The organism is Acinetobacter sp. ME22 (assembly GCF_022012315.1).
Taxonomy (GTDB): Bacteria; Pseudomonadota; Gammaproteobacteria; order Pseudomonadales; family Moraxellaceae; genus Acinetobacter; species Acinetobacter brisouii_A.
On record NZ_JAKLTL010000023.1, the window covers coordinates 1 to 20,679 of the forward strand.

A 20,679-nucleotide genomic window follows, 5' to 3' on the forward strand; every position below is an offset into this window, starting at 1 on the left:
CTTACAACCGATTAAACTTTACCCTATTTCGGCGTTTTTAGGCTACATTTGTTGATTTATTCGGCATTTTTTAGCATTTAATCTATTTTTTTCACATGGTGATAATCACATTTCAATTTTATTCGTGCTATATAATAGTTAAAATTAAATTATCTATTATTTTTCGGAAATGCTTATGCGTCAGTTTTCTGTCTTGTGCGCTACTTTAGTTACGCTTGGAATTAGTAGTTCAATTTTAGCCAATGAACCAACAACAATTAATGACGCTCAAGCTGAATCTGCAAATAAAAATTCACGTATTGACAAATTTAAAGCTTTTTCTGAAAAAACAATCCAAGATTTAAAAGTAGATGCCAATGCAGCACAGCCTGATGAAGTTAAAGATCCATTCCAACCGCTCAACCGTAAAATTTTTGTATTTAATGACTATATAGATCGTCATGCACTCCGCCCAATTGCTGTGCAATATCAAGCTAAGATTCCTGCTGAAGTCCGTGGTTCTTATCGAGAGTTTCGTGGAAATTTAGCTGAACCATGGAATGCAACCAATCAGGTCATCCAATGGAAACCTAAACGCGCTTTAAAAACAGTAGGGCGTTTTGTTATTAATAGTATTACGACCTTAGGTCTCGCAGATCCTGCAAGCAGATTGGGGCTAGATGGTGAGGATGAAAGTTTTGGAACAACACTTGGCTATTATGGTGTTCGTTCTGGCCCTTACTTAATGGTTCCTTTTGTGGGACCAAGCACATTAAGAGATGGTTTTGGTTTCTTAGTCGATAGTCAAGCGAGTCCACAAAAATATATTTTAGATGATTATCAAGGTTTATATTGGGGCGACTGGGCGGTATATGCAATTGATATCCGTAGTTCTCTACTTGATGTCGATAGTGCTTTACAAGGAGATCGTTACGCTGCTATTCGCGATGCGTACTTACAACGTAAGCGCTTTGTCATTGCAGAGAAAAAAGGTGACTCAAATGATGATGTTTCTTTTGTTGATGAAGATGATTCTGGTGTAGACAATAGCTCAACATCTGATTCTAATACCGACAATAAATAAGTATTTGCTATCGGCAGTATTTGTTATATTTTGAATTCATGATTGATGTAAAAGGACTGTTCTCTTATTTATGTATTTCATTCAACCTACTCGAAAAATACCGCATTTAGACCGTGTGCTAAATGCTTTACCGAGCCTGCAAATGATTCATATAGAGGACATCTCCCTTTACGATCAAAGCATTATTGCCATAGCAGACGTTAAAGACTTTTTGCAGTATCAATGGGCATTACCAACGATTGTGCTTGCGTTTGAAGATGAAGGAACAGATTTAGCACAAGCATGGCAGACAGGCGCTTTAGCAGGTTGGATTTGGTATCAATTACCCGAAAAACCCGTAGATGCCTTAGCCAAGATCGATGCTCAATATAAACGTAATCAAGATAGTCGTGATTTACCATCTGCAGCAATTTTACAAAAGAAACTTTTACCCACACCACTTGAACTTCCTAATTATAAAATTGAATCTTTTTTTAAACCTTCAGCATATTTATCGGGAGATTGGTACGATTACTGGAAAATCAGTGATAAAGAAATCATGTTTTATCTTGCTGATGTGTCTGGACACGGCGTTACTAGCAGTTTATTGACCTCTTGGATGGCTGCATTTCATGGTCGCTCAAAAACTCCTCGTGAATTAATTAAAAAGCTTAATGGAATGTTAGTTCAAGAAAATATTGAAAAACACATTACCATGATCACAGGCATTTTAAACTTTGAGAACCATCATCTCCGTTGGTCAAGCGCAGGACATTACCCTCCTGCGATTTTATTTGAACCGAATCAGCCTGCAAAAATTTTAAACACCAGCAGCTTTCCCTTAGGTCTAACTGAAGACCTAGAAGTTGAAGAATTTGAATGTATTTTAAGCAAACAAGCGCGTTTCATTGTCTGTTCAGATGGCGCTCTAGAACCATTTGATGGCGGTTTAAATGAGCAATTTCAAAAACTTGTCGATCACCTACAAAATCATACATTTGAAGCACCTGCACACGTTGCCGATGATATTGCGATCTTAAGTCTCTGTCGAATGAAGTAGCAAAAAAAATCGATATCGTAGTTTTTTGTAATCAATTTTCGCAGATCAACCACTTGAGTCTATTCACCCCCTATGTGATAATTTTCTAATCCTTCTCAAAAAATGGCATATATATGTCAACAGGTCATGTTGAATATGCAAGTTTGGATGGCACGCATTTTTTCAAGATTATTGGAGAAGTTCGCGCACAATCTTGTATCAGTTTAGACAAACTTTTGGGTAAGATTGAACAACAAAGCAACGTTAAAGGTGCAGTTGTCGATTTAACTCAAACCACATTTATCGATAGTACCGTTCTTGGCATTTTGGCAAAGTTAGGTCTTAAACTTAAACAAGCCCATAAAATCCAAGCAGTGATGTTATCGACCAATCCCGACATTACAACGCTTGCCAATAGTATGGGCTTAGGTCAAGTCTTTGTAATGCTAAATTGTGGTGACAATAATGTCTGTACGCGTGCGCTGATTGATGATAACGTGACCCAATCTACCATGTTGAATACTGTTCTAGATGCACATCGCACCCTGATGGAACTCAATGATAATAACCAAAATATTTTTGAACCTTTGGTTAAACAACTCGAAAAAGAACAAGATCAATTTCAAGAGCAAGTTGCTCACCCACACTAAAACTTGATTGATGACAGCAAAGGAACGCTTGCCATGACTTTACTCTCTGTTGCTCAAATGAATTCTCAAAATAATATTGAAGATAACTTCAAACAAGTTGAGCAATTAATCCAGCAGAGTAAAGCACAAGGTGCTTCTCTGATTACTTTTCCTGAAAATTTTATTTGTTTTGCCGCGGGGAAACAGCGTGAAACTGCCGCACAGTTTGAAGCGATCCAGCAACGCCTAGAACAATTAGCACATCAATATCAAATTTGGATTGTCGCAGGTACATTACCTTGCCCTTTTCGTCCCGATGGCTCAATTGTACCCGATGGTCGTGTTCGCACCTCAAGCCTATGTATTAGCCCTGAAGGAACTGAAGCACGTTATGACAAAATTCATTTGTTTGATGTGCAAGTGGCTGATGGCGTAGGCGGTTATCAAGAATCTCAATTTTTTGAACCTGGTGATGATGTTGTGATTGCCCAAACGCCTTTTGGCAATATTGGGTTAATGGTTTGTTATGACTTACGTTTTCCTGAATTGGCCTTAACTTTACGACAACGTGGAGCGCATATTTTAACTGCGCCTGCCGCATTTACCTATACAACAGGACAAATGCACTGGCAATTGCTGTTACAAGCACGAGCGATGGACAGTCAATGTGCTGTATTAGGTGCTGCACAACAGGGTTGGCATGGTGAGAAACGTCAAACATGGGGACATTCAGGGGCAACCAATAGTCGTGGTCAACTCCTTGCTTTGGTCGAAGGCGACGGTGCTGCTTTAATTACAGTTGAATTTGACTTAAACGAACAGCAACAGATTCGTGAGGCAATGCCTCTCATGCAACATCGCCGATTAGTCCAATTTTAATTTTCTGTTTTTATTTAATACAATCATCGTATTGATTGTCGTATTTCCCTCTGTACGCCTGACACTGAAGCGTTTAAAGTGACTTAAAAATGCATCTAAGGAAGCACTGTGCTTGATATCAATCATGTCGATGATCATTGGGAAAAGCATATTCGATGGTGGGGTGAATATCACTTTGAACTTCATCAGAGTCGCACATGGCAATTTGGGTCATTGCTGTTCCGCCTAACACGTGGCGCTCAAGAATGGCGTATGGAGTATCACCGCCCTGCTATTCAATTTGACTATGAACAACAATGGAAAGAAATTTTAGAACCTGATTTTGCTTTTCCAAAACCTGTGCATGTTGAACGCTATATGTTTCGTAAAATGGGCAACACTTTCCAATTACTTCCTCGCCTTGCAGATCGCTCTGTGGTGATTCGCCCTGTCGATCCGATGTATATTCCTGCAGGGCAACGCGGATTACTCTATATTAGTACCCCACTTTGGATTACAGGTTTTGCAGAAGGGCAACGCGAGCCGCTTTTTGATATTCCCGTGAGTCGCCCAAAAGATACATGGTTTGGCCCAGATAAGCTTTCAGGTGAGCTGTGTTATGCCACCGCAGTCGATGGTCGAACTGAGCTTGAACAACTTAAACCACGTGCCTTTCGAGCAGTCACCCCGATTATCTTTCACAATAGCAGTCATGAACTGTTACGTTTTGATCGCATGAATGTTCCCGTCCCTGCTTTACCGTTATTTTATAGTGAAAGTACAGGTCGATTATGGACTTCGCATATTAAAGTGATTCATGAATCTTCTGAACGAACGCCCCGTGTCCGAATAGAAAATCGCACCCCGCCCAAAGCAGGTGAAGTGACTTATGTACATGCCCCTCGATCACCAGGTGGTGCGTTATTTAATATGTTTGACTCATTTTTCTAGGATGATGAATGGAAAAATCACAAATTCCTCAAGACCTAATTTCCAGTTTTAAGGGTGTTTTTACCAATATTCATATTAATGTCGAACGTATTACTGACATTATTGTGGCTGCTTTTTTGTGCTTGATCGGCTTTGCACTGGCACGCTTGGTATCTAATACTTTTATTCGTACTGTTGGTACCAACTTTAATGCACATCAACGTATGGTTTGGCGGCGTGGTATTTTCTATACCATTTTTCTATTTTTCGTGATCGCAGGTTTACGGGAAGCAGGCTTTAAAGTCAGTGTATTTTTGGGTGCAGCAGGCATTTTAACAGTGGCTTTGGGTTTTGCCTCACAGACTTCTGCGACCAACCTGATCAGCGGTTTATTTTTAATTGGCGAAGGTTCATTTGAAGTTGGAGACACCATTCAGCTCACCTTACTACGTGGTCAAGTGATTGAAGGAGAAGTGATTTCGATTGATCTGCTTTCAGTAAAACTACTGACCTTAGACAATATTTATATTCGCCTTCCCAATGAACAACTGATTAAAACGCCTGTTTATAACCTGTCCAAATATCCGATTCGGCGGATTCCGATCACGCTTGCTGTCAGTTTCCATGAAAATCTGGCCAAAGTCCGTGAAGTATTACTCACCACCGCCAAACATCATGTTTTAGTCTTGGAAAATCCAAAACCTGCCATGACCGTGACCGCATTTGGTGAATCTTCAATTGAATTGTTGTTTGCCATTTGGTGTCAGCAAGAAAACTATTTAGATGTCAAAGATGAAATGCAAGAACGTATTCGTGATGCATTTATCAAAAATAATATTGAAATTCCTGTTCCTAAAATTGGTTTTGTGGGCGCAGATCCATCTACGCCAACCATTCAACCTTAATCCTTAGGTACTTTCTGAGCAGGGGGTAATGGTGCAAGATAAGCAATAATCAGCATCATCATCCCTGCCCCGATAAAGGAAACTACCCGCGTTAAGGTCGCACTTTGTGATAAATCCAAAAGCGCTAGCTTAAAGACCACGATTGCCAAAATACAAGCACCGATATACCAAATTTCGCGCACGGCTTTACGACTAGCAATCGTCATTCCGATACAAGCAAGAAGTGTCCACAGCAGTGTCAGACTCAACTGAACTGCACCGTTGTGCCAGATTTCCCAGCTCCATAACGGCGTATTCAAAACATCATGTAAGCCGCGAACCATGACGCTACTTAGCACCCAAAGCAGCATAAAGAACAAACTGACTTTTAGAGCCTGATGCCAAGGACGTGAAGATCGACTATTTTGCTGTAACCACAGTAAGCCACACAGCATGGCGATACTTAAAATATCAATTGGATTCAGCAACGGAAAATAGTAATAGGCTTGAATGGCTTGTGTATCGAGATTCACGCAAAGCAACCAGAGCAAGCTACAAAACCAGAGTTCTGGGTGTGCTCCCCATGTTTCATTTTTTTGAATAATCACAGCCCACAGCCAAACCGTTGGGAATGCACCCAATGCCAATAACGGCGCTTGTACCCAAAAGATCAAGCCCGTCATCGCCAAACTCAGCCACAATAAGACGCTTAGCAAGCGATTGCTATTTTGCTGACGGTGTTCCCAATACAGCACTGCGCTATGTAAGATTGCACTGGTCGCAAAGAACAGCATCAACCCTGTATTTTCCCAATGCTGTAAACCCTGAAAAATATGCTGCTGAGCCAATGCAATACTCAATCCACACAGGGTGAGTCCACTCACCAGTATTTTTTCTGTTGTCCATTCAACAGCCTGTTTTAGGGTCACAACCAGATAAAAAGCCACATACAAAATGGATGCAACCGCCAACTGCGCCAATAATCCATAGGCTTGCCAATGAAAAATTTCAACGACTGCCCGACCACCACTGTACAAGGCAAAAGCAAGGAAAAAAGTCATCGGTGGAATGGCAGCAATACGACGCTCGGGTTGATTTTTAGTGTCTAACAACAAGAAATAAACCGCAACCGCCTGAACCAGTGTATAAATACAAGCACTCAGGGTTGGGAAGTAGTCATCTGCCCAGATTTGATAAAATAACGCACAGGCACTGAAAAATAGTAAAATTTCCCCCACGATTCGGCTAAAGCGATAACGCTCAGTCACACCCCAAACAATCAGCGCTGTCCCTTGAATCACCCAACCGAGACTCGTCCAGTGTGCGCCTTTCGCCAGTGGGAAAATTAGCGCAAAAAATGCAGTCGCCAACAACATGAAACTTTTGCCGAGCAAGGACAGTTCTGTTTGTTGCTTGCGAATCCAGAGCGTTAAACCGAGATACACCGCAGCCAGACCCGCAGATGCCAAGGTCAACGCTTGGGTCGATTGATGCATGATATGTGCATGTAAGGAAAAGCCCAGTACAGGTACACTAAAAATCAGACCGACATCTAAAATAGATGCATAACGTGAACGGGGTTGACGCAGCATTAACTGGCTATAACGAATGCTCAGCCAAATAAACAATGCCAAATGCAGCCACAATAAAAGATCAAGATAATAGCGCTGACTGTCAATGTCATGCATCAACACACTACCACCTGCCAAACCAATGGTGGCAAAGAAAGCCAAATGATTGAGCAACTTCCACGACTGTACAAAATTAATCGCAGCCACCGCTAAATTTACCACCAGATAGTATTCCCACAAGAACACAGGATCTGGGCGATACTGCGGAATGAGTAACGGCGCAAGATACGCCATCCCCAATGCCAAAATCGCCAATGAAATTTCTTTTTGTTTGAGGCTGAGCCATGTGGTACTCAGCAGCAATACTGCAAGTACTGCACTGGCAATCATCAGGCTATTCATCAGCAAGAAGTGATATGCAAAAATCAGGGTGAGGAAAATCACCGCCAAACCGACACCCTGTACAGCGACAGCAAAGCGCAAATTACGATTGCCTAGCCAGTATCCTGCAATAGTCGTCACCACGCCAACCGCGCCAATCGCCAACAAACGCCCTCCCAAACTGACTTGCCAATATTCACTGGCAAAACGCAGCAACAACACCACACCGATCAACAGCAAGGCAACCGCAACTTTCAAAATGGGATTATCCTTGACTAGCCAATCCAGCATATGCTGCCAATGTGGCTCAACAGGTTGAGGAATGCGCATTGCTGGCTGAGTGTCCAAGATTTCAGCTTGCGGACTGGATTGGGCAGGAATCGGCGGAGGACTGAACGGTGGTGGTGAAGATACAGAAGATGGTGAACCCTGCTGTTTTTCAAGATGCAATAAACGCTGTTCAAGCTGACCCACTTTATGGTCGAGTCGAAAAATCCACACCAGTAAAATAGCGAAAGCGACCAATAAGAGTAAATACATCCATTGTTCGAATTGAAATGCCCACTTCATTCCCACCACTGCCATAATCAAAATAAAAATCAGGCTGATGATGAAGGCTGTATTTTTCTGCAACATAGATTTCCCAATCGGCGCAGTCGTTTTGTTGATGTTAACCGATCAGCGGAACAATATAAAACAGCGCTTCACTGATCTACGTCTGCATCAAATTTAAAATTCACGTAAAATAGTCAGCAGATTAAATTCAGGAAATTGTGTAATGCCACCATTTGTTTTGGTTGATGGGTCTTATTTTTTATTTCGTGCCTACCATGCGGTACCACCACTCACCACTTCGACAGGACTCCACACCAACGCTGTACGTGGCGCAATTTCTGCCATTCAGAAACTGATTCGTCGTACTCAACCAACGCATATGGCGGTCATTTTCGATACGCCTGAACCAACCTTCCGCCATAAATTATCACCGATTTATAAAGGTGACCGTCCGAGTATGCCTGATGAATTGGCGCAGCAAATTCCTTATTTACATGCCTTGATTCGTTCTTTGGGAATTCCTTTGCACATGCTGCCCGGTGCAGAAGCCGATGACATTATTGGAACACTGGCAAAACGTGCTGTGGTTGAAGGTCATCACGTCCTGATTTCAACGGGCGACAAAGACATGGCGCAGTTGGTCAATGACAAAGTCAAACTTGAAGACAGTTTTAAAGAACGCGTGCTGGATATTGACGGCGTATTTGAAAAATTTGGCGTGTGGCCAAATCAGATCGTGGATTATCTAACCCTGATGGGCGATGCTTCCGATGGCATTATGGGTGTGGCAGGTGTCGGCGCTAAAACCGCAGCCAAATTGCTCACCGAATATCAAACCCTCGATAACATCATGGCGAATGCAGCCAACATTAAAGGCAAAGTCGGTAAAAGCTTACAAGAAAGTGCCGAAAGCATTAAGGTCGATCACCAACTGGCGAGCATTGTTTGCAATTTGGAATTAAACCTCGATTGGCATGAACTTAAACTCAGTAATCCAAATGTGGATGAGCTACGTCGCTTATATACTGAACTTGAATTCCGTAACCAGTTGCAGTCGCTCGATCATCCAAATAACCCTGACAATCCAAGCTATAAAAATAGTCAATCTGCTGCATCTGTTACGGCTCAAAATACCGTAACGGCATCCGTAAAAACCGAAGATGAATCACATAGCAGCAGCCAAGATGATCAACTCGGTCAGGCACGTTATCACACCATTCTGACTGATGAAGCATGGCAACAGCTTTGGCAGCGCTTTGAAACCGCGAAGCGCTTTGCCATTGATACCGAAACCACCAGTCTCGATTATCGTACGGCGCAAATGGTTGGTTTCTCGGTCGCCTTCGATGCCCATGATGCCTACTATGTGCCCTTTACCCATGACTATGAAGGTGCGCCACAGCAACTCAATCGCGAACAGATTTTGGCTCAGCTCAAGCCAGTTCTAGAAAATCCTGCGATTGAAAAAATCGGCCATCATCTTAAATATGATGCGCACATTTTTGCCAATCATGGCATTCATCTGCAAGGCTGGTTCTTTGACAGCATGCTCGCCTCTTATGTACTGAATGCTTCAGCGACCCGTCATGGTATGGATGATGTGGCACGTTTGTACTTAAGCCACCTAACCACTACCTTTGAACAAATTGCAGGTAAAGGTGCAAAACAAAAAACCTTTAACCAAATTGAACTAGAAACAGCCGCACACTATGCCGCAGAAGATGCTCATGTGACTTATCGTTTATACGAAGTGCTGTCTGAAAAACTTTCTGCTTTTCCTGAGCTGGTCAATATTCTGCATAACATTGAAATGCCTGTGGCTGAAGTGCTCACCCATATGGAAGAGAATGGTATTCAGCTAGATCCTGAGTTTTTAACACAGCTCAGCACTGAATTTGCCAGCACCATGCATGAACTTGAACAGAAAGCCGAAAGCATGGCAGGCGAAAGTTTTAATATTGCTTCACCAAAGCAGGTCGGTGAGATTCTGTTTGATAAACTGGCGATTAAAGGTGGCAAAAAAACCGCCACTGGACAGTACAGCACCAGTGAAAGCGTTCTGGAAAAAGTTGAACATCCGATTGCAGAAGTCATCTTGGAACATCGCGGTTTAGCAAAACTGAAAAGTACCTATACCGATCGTTTGGTAGAACAGGCCAATCCAAACTCAATGCGTGTCCATACCAGTTATCATCAAGCATTGACAGCGACAGGTCGTCTGTCTTCTTCTGATCCGAACCTACAAAATATTCCTGTGCGTGGGGAAATTGGTCGTCAGATTCGTAAAGCCTTTGTTGCACCTGAAGGACGCGTGTTACTGGCAGCCGATTACTCGCAAATTGAACTGCGTCTGATGGCACATTTTTCTCAGGATGAAGCGCTGCTACATGCCTTCCAACAAGGGCAAGATGTGCATCGTCGCACGGCTTCGGAAGTCCTCGGCATTCCACTGGATCAAGTCACAGGTGACCAGCGTCGTCAAGCCAAAGCAGTGAACTTCGGACTGCTGTATGGCATGTCTGAGTTTGGTTTAACCCGTCAACTTGGCTTTAGCCGTGAAGAATCACGCAGCTATATTGCACGTTACTTCCAACGTTACCCAGGGGTGTTGGACTATATGGAACGTACCCGTCAGATTGCACGTGAGCAAGGCTTTGTAGAAACCATTTTAGGACGTCGCCTGTATACGCCTGACATTTTGGCCAGTAACAAAATGGTGAAACAGGCCGCGGAACGTGCTGCGATTAATGCGCCACTGCAAGGTAGTGCTGCCGACATCATTAAACTGGCAATGATTGCGGTACAAAAAATGCTGCCAGCACAACATGCCAAGTTACTGCTGCAAGTCCACGATGAATTGGTACTTGAAGTCGATCAAGACTATGCCGCTGAACTTGCACCACAAATTCAAGATGTCATGCAATCCGTTCTGTCTCTCTCTGTACCGCTTCTGGTCGAAGTTGGTCAAGGACATAACTGGGATGAGGCTCATTAATCATCCACTCACCCCATAAAAAAGCGCTCATCCCGAGCGCTTTTTTTTAAATCAATTCAATCATATCTACGGTAGGTGGTACACGAAACCGAAATGGTACACCGACCATTCCCGTTCCCACCGTGACATAAACATCGGCATGTTCATGTTGATACAGCCCATGTTTATGCCCTGAAATCGAAACATGTTTCATAATATAACTGGTCACCCAAGGCAATTCGATCTGCCCACCATGGGTATGTCCCGACAACATCAAAGGGCGGCTCGGCAGTTCTGGCACCATATCCACCGTATCGGGGTTATGCGATAAAATCACCCACGGTTTGTCTTGTGGTAAATCGGGCATAGTACGCATATCGGTTTTACCCGCCCACAGATCCCCAACGCCAATCAGGCGAAATTCATCAAACTCCACCACTTGCCCCTCAATATCAATCACATTATTGGCTTTTAACGCCTTCTGTAATAAATTCCGAATCGGTGGGCCGGGATATTGCTCATCATGATTGCCTAAAACCGAATAAACAGGTGCTTGAATCTGCTTGAGAATGCTCAACTCATCGGCCAGCGTATCTTCAGGTTCATAGGTCCAGTCACCTGCAACCACCACAATATCAGGCTGCTGCTGATTAATCTTTTCAACAATGATTTTGAGTTGACGTTCATTTCCTGAGAATAAACCGACATGTAAATCGGCAATTAAGGCAATTTTAAATGGATGATGAAAGCTATGTGGGTCATTCATTTGGTATTGTGTCGTTTTCACCCGAACTAGATTAGGCTCAATAAAACGTGCATAAATTAAAATACTGGTTAAAATAACCACAAAAATACTTTGCTGTGTGGAATAATAGCCGATCATGCCTGCATAAATACTAAAAACCCACAACGGAAAGAGTAGATAGCAAGCATAAAATACCCACAAATGGACAAATGCTTTAAAAGGATGAATCGTTTCAGTTTTCGACTGACTGCGCCAAGCATGTAGCGTTGCCCATACTGCAACGGTAAAGAAAATGATATAGAAGATCGAAATAATTGAATTAGAATTCCACATAGTTTTTCTCAGATCAATATGAAACAAGCATGACAGCAAGGACAATTATTGATCTACAGGTTTTTCGTGAGATTTTATAGCCAACATGAGCCACTTATCATTCCCCAATTCTACGCTGAGTCCGATGCACTTGGCAGTGGCTGTTTGTCTGACATTGACGATGACGGCGTGCAGCACCTTGCCCACCCCACAGCCGCAAACACCTCGTTATGCCCACGATATTGATACCTCTCAAACCAGTTTGGCGCAAATGATTCAGCCATTACAACAGGCGAACGCAGGCTTAACAGGTTATCATATTCTCTATGATCCACTCGAAGCGATTTCGACACGACTCAACCTGATTAACAAAGCACAAAAAACACTGGATTTACAATATTATATCTGGGACAACGACAAGATTGGTGCACTGGCACTTTATGACATTATTCAGGCCGCAGACCGTGGTGTCAAAGTTCGCTTATTGATTGATGATAACAACGCCAAAGGTATGGAAGGTGCTTTTCTCGCTTTAGATCAACATCAAAATATTCAGGTCAAGCTGTATAACCCTTACGGTTTTCGCCAATTTCGAGCCATGGATATGCTACTCGATTTAAAGCGCATTAACCGTCGTATGCACAATAAAAGCTTTATTGTAGATAACCAAATCGCCTTAATTGGCGGGCGTAACATGAGTGACCAATATTTTAATGTCAGTGATAATTATCAGTTTTCTGATATTGATGTGATGTTAGTGGGGCAGGCTGTACAAGACATTTCCAGTTCATTTGATGCGTATTGGAATGATGCCTATGCCTATCCTGTGCGACAAATTGTCAATCCACAAAAGCATCAATTGCGTTATGACAGTCTAAAACAGCAGCTCACAGCACATTATCAGAAGGCTACGGTACAAAATTACCTTGGTTTAGCCAACCGTACCGATGTATTTGATGAATGGTTACACCATCAAATCCGCTTTGATTGGGTCAAAGCCACAGTCGTCAAAGACTCTCCCGATAAAATCCGTGATCAGGCACAAGGGGATGACTATCTAAAAACGCAGCTTAAAAAAGAGCTGATTTCACCCCAACACAATGTCGATATTATTTCTGCTTATTTTGTGCCTGAAAAATCAGGGACTCAAGCGCTCAGTAGCATGGCACAAAATGGCGTTCAGGTTCGGGTACTCACCAACTCATTTAAAGCCAATGATGTTTGGCTAGTTCATGCTTTTTATAGCAAATACCGTGATGATCTACTCAAAAACAATGTCAAACTGTATGAGTTCTTACCTGCATTGTCAGGACTGAGTTTAAACCCACAAACTGAAGAAATTTCCAAAAAAGCTAAAATTAGTCTAAAAGGACTTAGCCGCTCTAGTCTACATGCCAAACTGATGGAACTTGATCAACAACAGGTATTTATTGGCTCATTTAACCTTGACCCACGTTCTGCAAAACTCAACACTGAAATTGGCGTAGTGCTTGACAGTCCAAACCTAGCCAAAGCCATCCATGACACCCTTGATCAAAATATTGATGCCTACAGCTATGAATTATCACTGACACCTGAACAAAAAATTCAGTGGACACGTCAAACCAGCAATTTCCATAAAGTGTATCCACATGAACCAAATATGAAATGGTGGCAAAAAATTGGCTTGAAGCTCATTTCATGGCTACCCATCGAGGGCATGATGTAAAACCTGTTGATGCAACTCATGTAAACCTGTTCGCATTTTCTGCTGCACTTCATGCGTCAAACTATCTAAGGTATGTCCTGTCACATCAATACGCGGTAAAAAGCGTAAATGTGCAGTGACACGAGGCATCTCAAGGACATGCATGACGTGTTCACTAAACGACATTTCACCAATATACGGCGCAATCTGATCAAGTTCACCGTGCTGATTGACATAACATAACAGTGCGATCTGTACAGGCTGCTGTGCCTCAATGGCTGCCCCAAGTAATCGACCATGAATCCGTTTAACTTCTTGACCATCCGATGTCGTAGCTTCAGGAAAAAATAACACGGGGATATTCTGTTTTAAAAAATCTGCAATTTGTTGACGAATCCGTAAGGAATCCCCTGAACCCCGTTTAATAAATAAAGTTCCCCCGCCTTTCGCCAATTTTCCAACAATTGGCCATTGTTCAATTTCAGCTTTTGCCAAAAAGAAGACGCGTGCACCTGAACCTAGAGCAGGAATATCTAACCATGAAATATGATTACTGACCCAAAGTGCAGGTTCATGCCCCGCAGGTTCACCTTCTATACGAACTTCGATATTAAATACATCACATAAACGCCGACAAAACCATTGAACATAGCGCGTATTTTCTGGGTTATTCGGCTGTTTATAGAGTTGATGACGATACACCACATAAAAACCTTGACCAACAGCCGTCACCCCATTGCCTAATTTTTTACCCAAATGAATAAAACGAGATAAGCCTTTCTTTTTTACCGCTGTTGTTAAATCTTGTTGCGTCATAAATATGTATAAATCATGCTGAAAGCTATAGCAGCATTATAGATGAGCACAGCAATTATTCTGTAAAAAAGTTGCAATCTTGATCTGAATAACCGAAAATAATGATAATGATTTTCAATTTTATTTAATAATCATTCTTTTTTATACTACTCATCATGTCGCTCAACAGGAGAGTACCATGAACCACATGCTGAATCTTCAAGATATAAAAAGCCAATATAAAGCCCTATTACAGCCACTCAGATGGATTTTGGGCTGTAGCATTCTCTACGCTGGATTATTGATTTTACTGAACAAATTTTTCATTTTTCTTCACATGTAGATTTCAGACTCGCCTAGCTGACAAGTTTTCTCTACAATAGATTTTTTTGATTGCTGAGTTGGGTTTTAGTGGAATATTTTGAGCGACATCAAGGCGGCGAACGTGCCATATTGGTTAGTGTTTCGGTCAACATGCTAAATAATCTTGATGACGAAGAATTTCGATTACTTGCAAAATCCGCAGGCGCTGAAATCTTGAGCCATCTTACTGCACAACGCATTAAACCCGACCCAAAGCTATTTGTTGGTTCAGGTAAAGCCGAAGAAATTGCCGCTTTGGTGGCTGAACTCGAAGCGGAACTGGTGATTTTCGATCACTCACTTTCGCCTGCCCAAGAACGTAACTTGGAAAGAATTTTAAAATGTCGAGTGATTGACCGCACAGGCTTAATTTTAGATATCTTTGCTCAACGTGCCCGTACCCATGAAGGTAAATTACAGGTTGAACTGGCTCAGCTTGAACATTTGTCTTCACGCTTGGTTCGTGGCTGGACGCACTTGGAACGACAAAAAGGCGGTATCGGCTTGCGTGGGCCAGGTGAATCACAGCTTGAAACTGACCGTCGCTTACTCCGAATTCGCATGGGACAGCTCAAAGACAAACTTGAAAAAGTCCGCCAAACTCGTAGTCAAGGTCGTGCTGCTCGCCAAAAAGCGGCGATCCCAACCGTTTCTTTGGTCGGCTATACCAATGCTGGAAAATCGACGCTGTTCAATATTCTTTCCGAAAGTGAAGTCTACGCAGCAGACCAACTGTTTGCCACACTCGACCCAACCTTACGACGTTTAAATTGGGATGGTATTGGCGCACTGGTACTTGCTGACACGGTCGGTTTCGTTCGAGATTTACCTCATTCTTTAGTCGAATCCTTTAAGGCGACACTCGAAGAAACTTTAGAAGCAACACTGCTGTTACATGTGATTGATGCAAGCAGTCCAGACATGCTCGAACAGATTGATGCGGTTGAATCTGTACTGAAAGAAATCGGCGCAGATGTGCCTGTACTTCGGGTCTATAACAAAATTGATTTAAGTGGTGATGAAGCCAAAATCATCTACGCCAAACCACATCAACCAGAACGCGTTTATGTCTCAGCCCATAGCCAGCAAGGCTTAACACTGTTACGCCAAGCCGTTCAAGAATCTTTAATGGGGCAAATTCAAAACTTTCAGCTCACATTGAAACCTGCTTATGGCAAATTACGCACGCAACTTTACGCACTCAATGTCATTCAATCTGAACATTATGATGATCATGGCAACCTGCTGATCGATGTTGTGATTGCGCCACACAAGCTCGAAGAACTGATTAAAAAGCTGCATTTACCCATCGATGAAATTTTGGGTGAGCGTGCAAGTCAGTTCAAAGTGCCTTTGGAAGAGTTTGAAATTAAATCTTAGATCGGTTAAAACTGGAAAAGTAACGCTTTCTAGCCAAGGAGTGAATGATATTTCGATCACTCCAAAATCACGAAGATTAAAAAATGAATGGAATAAAAAGCATCGACTGGCAAGCATGGATTGCCAACATTGCCTTAATTATTATTTTTCGTGAAGTTGCCTTATGGATCATGACGCAACTTCATTTTCCAGAACTAGGCAATTTAGTCGGTTTACTCAGCCTTTTAGTGGCTTTGGGGCTGTGGCGCAAGTTTCGCCCAATTTCACTTCGCCTCATCGACAATAACAATAAAATTATGAAAGAAAGTGCCTTTGCATTTTTACCTGTTTGCGCAGGTTCTCTGATTACGCTTGTGCATATGGGCAAAGAAATTCCTTTATTTTTACTAATCTTAGTGGTCAGTACCCTCATCCCACTGTGGGTCTACGCCAAAATGGCAAAACGCTGGTTATAGGAGATCAAGATGAGCATTGTTATCTATAGCTTTGGTATCACTTTACTCGCTTATCTCGCTGCAAAGCAGATCAGCCGTTATTTACCACGCGTTCCTGTGTTAGTCATTGGAATGTTTTGTGTAATCGCACTGCTGGGCATATTGGGTATTCCCTATGACAGCTACCGTGCAGGCACACATGATATTTTTGGGCGTTTACTTGGCTATGTGACGGTTGCCCTTGCAATTCCGCTCGCCACCATGCGTTATGATGATTTGCCATTAAAATCTCTCACCAGTATTTTACTGTTCGCTAGCATCAGTGCTGTGGCTTTACCCATGAGTCTTGCCTATATTTTGCATATGGCACAACCCACTGTTTTAGCCTTTGCAACCCGTGCGGTCACCACACCGATTGCCATTAATATTGCCACTTTACTCGGCTCACCAATCAGTTTAGTGATTTTAATTGTGATTTTGTCTGGTCTAATCGGCGCAAGCTTCTCAGGGCTCATCTTACGACATATTCACGATGAACGTGCTTCTGGACTGGCTTTGGGACTGGCAGCCCATGCGATTGGTACAGTTCAAGCATGGCAACGTGGGCCAGTTGCGGGGCGTTATGCTGCGTTTGGCATGGCTGTAAATGGGGTATTTACCGCAATTTGGCTGCCAATTGTGATTCATTTCTTCAAATAACTCACGGGTTCTCACTTCGGAATTTACCGCCATTGTCAGCAGATAGCTTCTCTTTTAAAATAATTTTGCTCATTAAATAAGCAAGTTACAGAGGAGCATTGATGTGATGTGGAAATTACCACTACTTTTAGCTTTGTCAGTTTATAGTGGTCTAAGCTTCGCTGCGGACATTAGCGGAACATGGAAACAAATCGATGATAAGACAGGAACACCTAAAGCATTGATTCAAATTCGTCAGGAAAAAGATGGCAGTTACATGGGGAAAATTGTAAAAATTACTCCACGCCCAGGCTATGTTCCCAAAGAAACCTGTATTGCCTGTCCTGAACCATATCGTAATAAGCCAATTTTAGGACTAGATATTATTCACAACTTAAAACATCTCAGTGATAACAGTTATGGCAACGGAAAAATTCTTGATCCGCTTACAGGTAAAATTTACAGCGTGAAAGGACGCTTACTGTCTAATGGACGCTTATTACAATTACGTGGCTATTTAGGAATTTCAACACTTGGACGCACACAAGTGTGGATTCGAGAAAACTAAGTATTTAAATTTAAAAATCAAAGCGATCATCTGACAATGACCGCTTTGCATCTTTAGCGCAGGACTGGATTTTCAACCGAAAATAAAGTCTGATCTTCAAGGCGAAATGCCATCAGTTTTCCACCCCAAACACAACCACCATCCACATTCTGAATCTGTGAATTAATGGCTCGACCTTCTAATGCTGCCCAATGCCCAAAAACAATTTGGTGTGTTCGTGTCGTCAAACCGTCAAACTTGAACCACGGCAGAAAACCTTTAGGCATCGGATCATCCAGTGATTCTTTAAAAGAAAACTCAAGACGCCCTTCAGCATTGGTCAAACGCATGCGGGTCAAATAGTTGGTAATGGTGCGTAGACGATCCTGCCCTTGCAAATCATCTTCCCATAAATCAGGCGTAGCCCCATACATTTGGGTTAAAAATGCATCGACGACAGCAAAATCATCATGGGCAATCACAGCTTCAACTTCTTTCGCCAGTTCAGCTGTTTGCTCTGCTGACCAAATACAAGGCACACCTGCATGGGTCAAAATGGTTTTATCATTGGGGAACAGGCACAGTGGCTGACGACGTAACCAGTCAATCAACTCATCACTATCAATCGCATCAATAATGTCTTGAGTCTGATCTTTGGCTTTGATTTTTTTGACGTTACGCGCACATGCCAACAGATTCAGGTCATGATTGCCCAAGACCGTTGCCGCACTACCACGCTCCACCAGTTTTTTGACAAAACGCAGCACACCCAGAGAATTTTCTCCACGTGCCACCAAATCCCCTGCAAACCAGATAAAGTCCTGATCTGGATCAAACTGGATTTTTTTCAAGAGCTGTTTCAGTGCTTCAAAGCAACCTTGCAGATCACCAATGACATAATTATAACGGGCCATCGTTACACCATCTGATCTGATAACGCCACAAACTGCGCCAATGTCAGTGTTTCAGGACGTGCCATCGGGTCAACCCCCGCTTGCTCAAAACCATCTTCACGTAACATGCCTTTTAAGCTATTCCGTAAAGTTTTACGGCGCTGAGTAAAGACGTGAGCAACCAAACGCGCCAAAGCTTGTTCATTTTTCGCCACAATCGGTTTTTCATTATATGGCACAAGACGGAACACCGCACTGGTGACTTTTGGTGGTGGATTGAATGAACCTGGTGGCACTTCAAACAAAAATGTCGGCTGACAGAAATACTGGATCATCACTGACAAGCGCCCATACTCTTTGGTATTCGGCTCAGCCGTGATGCGATCGACCACTTCTTTTTGCAGCATAAAGTGCATGTCTTTGACTTTTCCACCAAACTCCAAGAGATGGAACAATAACGGTGTCGAAATGTTATAGGGCAAGTTTCCAACAATACGCAGTGGACGACCTTCTTGAAAAAGCTGAGTAAAATCAAATTTTAGTGCGTCAGCTTCTACAATCGTTAAACGCTCAGGATGTGGCACGCGCGCAGGTAATCCTGCTGCCAAATCACGGTCTAGCTCAACCACAGTCAAGGCATCGCATTCACCAATCAAAGGCGATGTTAATGCCGCTAAACCAGGGCCAATTTCAACAATATTGTCGCCTGCACGTGGATTAACAGAACGTACAATTTTGGCAATCACACGCTGATCATGCAAAAAGTTCTGCCCGAAGCGTTTCCGCGCCTGATGCCCTTCGTCTTTTGGGTTTAGGGCATTAATTTGATACATAGACAATTTCCAAGAAAAATTATAACGAGTGAGCGAGGGTCAAGGCTAAATCAACGGCAACTTGTAAACTGGAACTTTTGGCTTGTCCAGTTCCTGCCAAGGAGAGTGCCGTGCCGTGATCAACTGACGTCCGAATAAACGGCAGACCTAACGTAATATTGATCGCTTCACCAAATCCTTGAGATTTTAACACAGGTAAGCCCTGATCATGGTACATGGCAAGTACAGCATCGGCATGTTGCAAATGTTCAGGGGTAAACAAGGTATCGGCAGGCAAACACAGACTGAGCTGTTCTCCGCATGCACGATATTGCTCTAAAACAGGGTTAATCACTTCAATTTCTTCATGACCCAAATAGCCGCCCTCACCTGCATGTGGGTTCAAACCACACACCAAAATACGCGGTTGTTCAATCTGAAATTTAGTTTTTAAATCATGCAATAAAATATCAATCACTTGTTGCAAGCGAGTCGCAGTAATCGCATCGGCAACTTCACGAAGCGGTAAATGCGTGGTGGCCAAAGCAACACGTAAAGTTTTGGTGGCAAGCATCATCACCACACGTTCTACACCAGCAAACTCCTGATAATATTCAGTATGTCCACTAAAATGAATGCCTGCATCATTAATGACTGATTTTTGTACAGGGGCGGTTGCCACACCCACGCTTTTAGCCTGCATGGCGTAGTCAGCCGAACGACGCAATTGTTCTAAGACATAGGCTGAATTTTGAGGGTTCAACTCGTCTAAAACCACATCAGCATTTAAAGGCACATGTTCTACATACAATTGCCCTTGCTGAGATGATTCAACTTGTCCTTTATACTCAATCAGTTCAACAGTTTTCTGCAAAATATCGGCACGTGCTTGCAACATTTGAATATCCGCAAGTACCACGATCGGGCGTTCATCCACTCGATCTGCCAAACTCAAACAGATATCTGGCCCAATGCCTGCAGGTTCACCACTGGTGACATATAAAGGAAGCATGTTAAACATCTCTGTGTCGATTTTGTCTCATTATAAAGTAAAACCCAGTGACAATCCTGAGCAGATGCCATTCTCACATATCCGTTTATCTCAGAAAAATCATGTCATTTATTCACGAAAGTACAGTCAATATTTTTTATTCATATCACTTGGATAGA

The 20,679-nt window shown here is 42.6% G+C and carries 18 protein-coding genes; 12 read left to right on the top strand and 6 right to left on the bottom strand.

The annotated features are described in order from the left end of the window. Positions 1-175 precede the first annotated feature (175 nt). The 6 genes from LVY74_RS16850 (at position 176) to LVY74_RS16875 (ending at position 5,403) form a co-directional block, all read left to right on the top strand. Positions 176-1,063 (top strand): MlaA family lipoprotein, encoded by an 888-nt coding sequence (locus LVY74_RS16850; RefSeq protein ID WP_237816029.1) that lies wholly within the window; start codon positions 176-178, stop codon positions 1,061-1,063. 70 nt (positions 1,064-1,133) lie between these two features. Beyond that, positions 1,134-2,102 (top strand): RsbU family protein phosphatase GigA, encoded by a 969-nt coding sequence (gigA, locus tag LVY74_RS16855; protein WP_151710320.1) that lies wholly within the window; start codon positions 1,134-1,136, stop codon positions 2,100-2,102. 113 nt (positions 2,103-2,215) lie between these two features. Next, positions 2,216-2,731, top strand: coding sequence for an STAS domain-containing protein (gene gigB, locus LVY74_RS16860; RefSeq protein ID WP_237816030.1), 516 nt, complete (start codon positions 2,216-2,218; stop codon positions 2,729-2,731). 33 nt (positions 2,732-2,764) lie between these two features. After that, entirely contained in the window at positions 2,765-3,589 is an 825-nt protein-coding gene (locus LVY74_RS16865; RefSeq protein WP_151710322.1) for a carbon-nitrogen hydrolase family protein, read from the top strand. 108 nt (positions 3,590-3,697) lie between these two features. Further along, positions 3,698-4,519 (top strand): hypothetical protein, encoded by an 822-nt coding sequence (locus LVY74_RS16870; protein WP_237816031.1) that lies wholly within the window; start codon positions 3,698-3,700, stop codon positions 4,517-4,519. A gap of 8 nt (positions 4,520-4,527) precedes the next feature. Then, on the top strand, positions 4,528-5,403 hold the full coding sequence (locus LVY74_RS16875) for a mechanosensitive ion channel family protein (RefSeq protein ID WP_151710324.1): 876 nt from the start codon (positions 4,528-4,530) through the stop codon (positions 5,401-5,403). On the opposite strand, the gene LVY74_RS16880 is transcribed toward LVY74_RS16875, so the two are convergent. Further along, positions 5,400-7,970, bottom strand: a complete 2,571-nt coding sequence (locus tag LVY74_RS16880; RefSeq protein WP_237816032.1) for a DUF2339 domain-containing protein — start codon at positions 7,968-7,970, stop codon at positions 5,400-5,402. The genes LVY74_RS16875 and LVY74_RS16880 overlap by 4 nt on opposite strands. A 142-nt stretch (positions 7,971-8,112) precedes the next feature. Here LVY74_RS16880 and polA point away from each other — a divergent pair, with 142 nt between their 5' ends. Next, complete coding sequence (gene polA / locus LVY74_RS16885; RefSeq protein WP_237816033.1) at positions 8,113-10,884, top strand: DNA polymerase I; 2,772 nt, start codon at positions 8,113-8,115, stop codon at positions 10,882-10,884. Between the two features lie 46 nt (positions 10,885-10,930). Here polA and LVY74_RS16890 read toward each other — a convergent pair whose 3' ends face one another. Continuing rightward, positions 10,931-11,941 carry a metallophosphoesterase gene (locus LVY74_RS16890; protein ID WP_151710327.1) on the bottom strand — a complete coding sequence of 337 codons (1,011 nt, stop codon included), beginning with the start codon at positions 11,939-11,941 and terminating at the stop codon, positions 10,931-10,933. Positions 11,942-12,026: 85 nt separating this feature from the next. Here LVY74_RS16890 and LVY74_RS16895 point away from each other — a divergent pair, with 85 nt between their 5' ends. Further along, a complete protein-coding gene (locus tag LVY74_RS16895; protein ID WP_442862812.1) occupies positions 12,027-13,628 on the top strand; it encodes a phospholipase D-like domain-containing protein in 1,602 nt (533 codons plus the stop codon). On the opposite strand, the gene LVY74_RS16900 is transcribed toward LVY74_RS16895, so the two are convergent. Further along, positions 13,605-14,423, bottom strand: a complete 819-nt coding sequence (locus tag LVY74_RS16900; protein WP_237816034.1) for a lysophospholipid acyltransferase family protein — start codon at positions 14,421-14,423, stop codon at positions 13,605-13,607. The genes LVY74_RS16895 and LVY74_RS16900 overlap by 24 nt on opposite strands. Positions 14,424-14,813: 390 nt before the next feature. Between LVY74_RS16900 and hflX the strand changes: the two genes are divergently transcribed. The 4 genes from hflX (at position 14,814) to LVY74_RS16920 (ending at position 17,825) form a co-directional block, all read left to right on the top strand. After that, complete coding sequence (hflX, locus tag LVY74_RS16905) at positions 14,814-16,145, top strand: ribosome rescue GTPase HflX (protein WP_151710339.1); 1,332 nt, start codon at positions 14,814-14,816, stop codon at positions 16,143-16,145. Between the two features lie 83 nt (positions 16,146-16,228). Beyond that, positions 16,229-16,600 (top strand): hypothetical protein, encoded by a 372-nt coding sequence (locus LVY74_RS16910; RefSeq protein WP_237816035.1) that lies wholly within the window; start codon positions 16,229-16,231, stop codon positions 16,598-16,600. 9 nt (positions 16,601-16,609) lie between these two features. Next, on the top strand, positions 16,610-17,278 hold the full coding sequence (locus LVY74_RS16915) for an LrgB family protein (protein WP_237816036.1): 669 nt from the start codon (positions 16,610-16,612) through the stop codon (positions 17,276-17,278). 106 nt (positions 17,279-17,384) lie between these two features. Continuing rightward, positions 17,385-17,825, top strand: coding sequence for a DUF2147 domain-containing protein (locus LVY74_RS16920; RefSeq protein WP_237816037.1), 441 nt, complete (start codon positions 17,385-17,387; stop codon positions 17,823-17,825). A gap of 53 nt (positions 17,826-17,878) precedes the next feature. On the opposite strand, the gene LVY74_RS16925 is transcribed toward LVY74_RS16920, so the two are convergent. The 3 genes from LVY74_RS16925 to pdxA are packed head-to-tail and all read right to left on the bottom strand — an operon-like array spanning position 17,879 to position 20,521. Next, positions 17,879-18,718, bottom strand: a complete 840-nt coding sequence (locus LVY74_RS16925) for a symmetrical bis(5'-nucleosyl)-tetraphosphatase (RefSeq protein WP_237816038.1) — start codon at positions 18,716-18,718, stop codon at positions 17,879-17,881. 2 nt (positions 18,719-18,720) lie between these two features. After that, positions 18,721-19,530, bottom strand: coding sequence for a 16S rRNA (adenine(1518)-N(6)/adenine(1519)-N(6))-dimethyltransferase RsmA (rsmA, locus tag LVY74_RS16930; RefSeq protein WP_111896192.1), 810 nt, complete (start codon positions 19,528-19,530; stop codon positions 18,721-18,723). 19 nt (positions 19,531-19,549) lie between these two features. Beyond that, positions 19,550-20,521, bottom strand: coding sequence for a 4-hydroxythreonine-4-phosphate dehydrogenase PdxA (pdxA, locus tag LVY74_RS16935; protein WP_237816039.1), 972 nt, complete (start codon positions 20,519-20,521; stop codon positions 19,550-19,552). Positions 20,522-20,679: the final 158 nt, after the last annotated feature.